The organism is uncultured Cyclobacterium sp. (assembly GCF_963976465.1).
In the GTDB taxonomy this organism is placed as follows: domain Bacteria; phylum Bacteroidota; class Bacteroidia; order Cytophagales; family Cyclobacteriaceae; genus Cyclobacterium.
In genome coordinates this window covers 1-4,581 of record NZ_CAXBOC010000457.1, presented here as the reverse complement: position 1 = coordinate 4,581, position 4,581 = coordinate 1, and the positions used below count along the sequence as shown (strand labels likewise).

Sequence of the window (4,581 nt, the reverse complement as noted above, 5' to 3'; positions counted from 1 at the left end):
GATTAGACCCTATATGGGCCAAATGTGGAGAATTAGGTATCCCGGTTTTGATCCACACCGGTGAGCCGGCGGCTTTCTGGCTACCTAAAGACAAATACAATGAACGATGGCTGGAGTTAAAACAGTACCCCAGCAGGTACAAGGACCCAGAAAACAACCCTTCGTTTGAAGAAGTAATGGCCGAACAACATAACATCTTCAGAAAACATCCCCAAACAAAATTTATAGCGGCACACTTGGGTTGGTTTGGGAATGATTTGACCCGCTTAGGAAAAATTTTAGATGAAATGCCCAATGTATATACGGAGTTAGGGGCAGTGCTTGCTGAATTGGGAAGGCAACCTATTACCGCCAGAAATTGGTTGATTCAATATCAAGACAGGGTTTTGATGGGAAAAGACAGTTATAATAAGCAAGAGTATTATACTTATTTTAGGGTTTTGGAGACTTATGATGAATATTTTGATTATTACAGAAAGCGGCATGCCCATTGGAAGATGTATGGCCTCGGCCTCCCCGACCCTGTTCTTCAAAAAATCTACTATAAAAACGCCTTGAAATTGATACCGGGAATTGACCCTTCTTTATTTGAGGAGGTAGTCGATTAATATAATGTCGGAATCACGGATTTTATTGGATTACACGGATTGCACGGATTTTGAGTACGATTAAATTTGTAATGATCTCCAAAAAATTTCGCAGATTTTATAACGGATTTTATTGGATTACACAGATTTCACGGATTTTTTTATTCAGTGAAATCTGTGTAATCCGTTTAATCCGTGATTCATCCGTTTAATCCGTGATTCATCCGTTTAATCCGTGATTCAAACGTCAATTACAACACCAATCGCTTAAATGTGAGACTTTTACTTCCGAAGTTAATCAGTAGCCCGACTTTTAACCTATAAGCTTTTAAATAGTTCAGCACTTGGGCCAAATGAACGTCTTCTAAATGAATTTTAGCTTTAAGCTCCACTAAAACTTTTCCTTCTACTACAAAATCAGCTCTTCGAGTTCCGATTGGTTTTGTTAGGCCTTTGTAAAAAATGTCTTGTTCAATTTCTCTGGCAAATTCAAGATTCAACTGTCTCATTTCCCATGCTAGAGCCCGCTGATAAATGACCTCTTGAAAGCCATTGCCCAAAAATTTATGAACCTCAAAAGAGGCTCCGATAATCTTTTCTGTGATATCACTATGTTTCAACTCCATATTAAAACCAAGAAAATATTGAATTCACCTAATACTAAAGGTAATAAAAAATATACATAGAAAGAAAGCCACAGAAAACTAGCTTAAATCATTTTTAGAATCTTAATTAAATGAATGGCCATTGATAAAAGCTAAAAATTTGGGTTTGTATTGATCAGAAACGGTGATGCGCTGATCATTGATTAGGATCTGGCTGCGTTCGATTACATTTATATTATTAAGAGAGACAATAAAAGAACGATGCACCCGCATAAATTGACTTTCAGGTAATTCATCCTCTAAAGATTTAAGGCTCATCAGGGTCAAAATAGGCTTGGATTGGTCTTTTTGCCAAATTTTGATATAATCCTTCAATCCCTCAAAGTACAACACTTCAGACAGTTTGATCTTAACCTGCTTGTATTCAGATTTTACAAATAAAAACTCATTATTCTCTACTTGCTCAGGAGCTGTTTGTTTTCCTCTGACCAAATTAAACCAAGTACTGGCCTTATTCGCTGCCGCCAAAAACTCAGCATAATCAAAGGGTTTCAATAAATAGTCCAAGGCTTCCACCTTAAATCCTTCCAAGGCATACTCGTCGAAGGCAGTCGTAAAAATTACTCGGGTATCTTTGGGAAGCATTTTAGAAAATTCAATACCGGTAAGGTCAGGCATTTGAATGTCTAGAAAAAGCAGATCAACGGGTGTGGATTTTAAAAATTCCATGGCTTCAATGGCACTACTACATTTTCCTTTTAAATCCAGAAAGGGTGTTTTATTCACATAACTTTCCACAAGGTTCAATGCCATAGGTTCATCATCTACAATCAGACATGAAATTTTTAAATTCTTCATTCAATTTTAAGCAGTTTCTATCCTTAAAGTAACCAAAAAACGATTCTCAATTAGCTCATGCTTAAATTGATATTTATTAGGGTATAACAACTGCAATCGTTTTTCAAGATTTTGAATCCCAATACCAGAACCACTTTTATCGGCTACTTTTTTCGGAAAGTTATCATTTTCAATTTTAAAAACCACAATATCATTGTCCAATTTCATATCCATTTCAATCAAATTTTCGTTGCTGGCTGAAATACCATGTTTGAATGCATTTTCTATCAAAGAAATAAATAACAAGGGTGCAATCGTGATGCCTGTGTTAATAGTGGGAAAATGATAGTTAACCGTTGTTTTATCAGAAACCCTTAGCTTCATCAACTCAATGTATTTCTTCATAAAATCAATTTCTTTGGATAAGGGGACTTTTTCCAAATTTGTTTCATAAAGCATATAACGCATCAGCTTACTTAAACTGTGGATTGATTTTTTGGCCTCTTCCGGAGAAATATCCACAAGCGAATAAATATTGTTTAAGGAGTTAAAGAAAAAATGAGGTTGTAACTGATAATGCAGGTGTTGCAATTCAGTTTTTAATTGATAATTAGCAGCCTCCTTGCTTTCAGCCTCAGTTTTAACCCATTGTTGGGTAGTTTTTAAGCCAATGGCAAATATCAATGGAGCCATATAGGAAAGTAACTGAACATAAATAAACATCTTAAAGGAAGGGCCATTGTCTCCATCCTCTCGAGGTTTTCTTACAAGCTCAGTAAAGAAAGTATTGTCTAACCCTTCTCTTATCCATAATAAAAGTACCAACAAGATAATATTGACCCCAATAAATTCAAGCATTTTCTTTTGGAACAAAAATCGGTCAATAAAAAGAAAATAATTGACATAAAAGATAATGGCATAAAATACCAAAGGAATCCAGAAATGAGCAATTACCCGATTGAACTCTTGTTCCTGCCCATTGGACAGGACATATGGCATGCTGAATAAAACAAACCACACCAAAAGGTGAGAAAAGGTCGTTATTTTCTTGTTATACTCCATATTAATTATTCGTATCGTAAAGCTGTGATCGGATCCAGTGCTGCAGCTTTTCTAGCCGGATACCATCCAAAAAAGATTCCGGTAATCGCACATACTGCAAAAGAAACAACAATTGAATACAAGGCTACACTGGTTGGCCAATGTAAGAACTTTTCAATAAAAACCGTAGCCCCTAAGCCCAATACTACTCCAAGCAAACCACCGGTAATACTAATGAGTATGGCCTCAATAAGGAACTGCATTAATATATCTGATCCCCTTCCCCCTATTGCCATGCGAAGGCCAATCTCCTTGGTTCGCTCTTTTACAGAAACATACATGATGTTCATGATACCTATTCCTCCAATCAACAAAGATATACTGGCAACAGCTACCAACAGTATGGTCAACATTTCTGTGGTGGAACTAAATGTAGAAATCAATTCTTCCATAGAGCGTACGCTAAAATTATCCTCTTCATCATCCCTTAATTGATGCTGAATCCGCATGATATCAATTACTTGATTTACGGCTTCAGGGGCATCTTCCTCGCTTACAGCTGATGCCATTACCTGATTTAGATAGTCTATGGCAAGAATTCGTTTCTGAACCGTGGTATAAGGTGCAATGACCACATCATCTTGATCTTGGCCAAATGTATTTTCACCTTTTTCTTCCAATACACCAATTACTTTAAATGGGATATTGTTGAATCGAATCATTTTCCCTACCGGACTGGCACCATCAGGAAAAACATTATCTACAACGGTTTGCCCAATTAAGGCCACCTTTGCTGCTGATTGTACTTCCGCTTGGGTAAACCTACTTCCACTTTGAAGATCTACTACTTTGATGTCCAGGTATTCGGGATTTACACCATAGATAGTTGAGGGCCAGTTATTAGACCCGTTGATCACTTGTCCTCCTCCATTGACCATGGGGGTTATATGACTCAATAAGGTAGCCTCATCCCGGATGGCTTCATAATCCTCAAAGGTTAATGTTTGCATGTCACCGGAACTCCCTCTTACCCCTCCTCGCACTTCAGCTCCCGGACGAATGGTGATGATATTGGATCCCATACTGGAAATACTTTCCCTTATACTGGCCTTAGAGCCTTCCCCTATGGCCAGCATGGCTATAACCGATGCTACACCAATAATGATCCCTAGCATCGTCAATAGACTTCTCATTTTATTGAGAACAATGGCTTTAAAAGCAACTTTCAATAAGTTTATAATTCTCATGATTAATGATCTTCAATGGGTAATGCTGCCAATTCTTTCTCAGCAGATAAAATATTAGTATTGAAATAATCCTTGATTATATTGCCATCCTTGAGTACAATGGTTCTGTTACTGAAAGATGCAATATCAGGCTCATGCGTCACAAAGGTGATGGTGATTCCTTTTCGATTTAATTCCTGAAACAAGGACATGATTTCATAGGAGGTTCGGGTATCCAGGTTACCAGTAGCTTCATCAGCAAGAATCATGACCGGATTGTTAACC

5 protein-coding genes and 1 pseudogene are annotated in these 4,581 nt (G+C 37.3%); 1 reads left to right on the top strand and 5 read right to left on the bottom strand.

The window, feature by feature from the left end; translation table 11 throughout:
- Positions 1–608: amidohydrolase family protein (locus AAC037_RS20190; RefSeq protein WP_339905147.1), on the top strand; the 608-nt coding region annotated here is incomplete at its 5' end.
- A 230-nt stretch (positions 609–838) separates the two neighbouring features.
- Here AAC037_RS20190 and AAC037_RS20185 read toward each other — a convergent pair.
- From AAC037_RS20185 to AAC037_RS20165, 5 genes and pseudogenes are all read right to left on the bottom strand, one after another.
- Positions 839–1,213, bottom strand: a complete 375-nt coding sequence (locus AAC037_RS20185) for a GxxExxY protein (protein ID WP_339905146.1) — start codon at positions 1,211–1,213, stop codon at positions 839–841.
- Positions 1,214–1,315: 102 nt separating this feature from the next.
- The gene (locus tag AAC037_RS20180) at positions 1,316–2,050 is read right to left on the bottom strand and encodes a LytTR family DNA-binding domain-containing protein (RefSeq protein ID WP_339905145.1); all 735 of its coding nucleotides are present in this window, start codon (positions 2,048–2,050) and stop codon (positions 1,316–1,318) included.
- Between the two features lie 6 nt (positions 2,051–2,056).
- Positions 2,057–3,091 carry a histidine kinase gene (locus tag AAC037_RS20175; protein ID WP_339905143.1) on the bottom strand — a complete coding sequence of 345 codons (1,035 nt, stop codon included), beginning with the start codon at positions 3,089–3,091 and terminating at the stop codon, positions 2,057–2,059.
- 5 nt (positions 3,092–3,096) lie between these two features.
- Entirely contained in the window at positions 3,097–4,317 is a 1,221-nt protein-coding gene (locus tag AAC037_RS20170) for an ABC transporter permease (RefSeq protein ID WP_339905142.1), read from the bottom strand.
- Between the two features lie 2 nt (positions 4,318–4,319).
- Positions 4,320–4,581 (bottom strand): annotated as a pseudogene (locus AAC037_RS20165) (ABC transporter ATP-binding protein); the annotation flags it as partial.

Coding starts and splice junctions, on each gene's coding strand:
- AAC037_RS20185 (WP_339905146.1), bottom strand. CDS start 1,213: ATGGAGTTGAAACATAGTGATATCACAGAAAAGATTATCGGAGCCTCT.
- AAC037_RS20180 (WP_339905145.1), bottom strand. CDS start 2,050: ATGAAGAATTTAAAAATTTCATGTCTGATTGTAGATGATGAACCTATG.
- AAC037_RS20175 (WP_339905143.1), bottom strand. CDS start 3,091: ATGGAGTATAACAAGAAAATAACGACCTTTTCTCACCTTTTGGTGTGG.
- AAC037_RS20170 (WP_339905142.1), bottom strand. CDS start 4,317: ATGAGAATTATAAACTTATTGAAAGTTGCTTTTAAAGCCATTGTTCTC.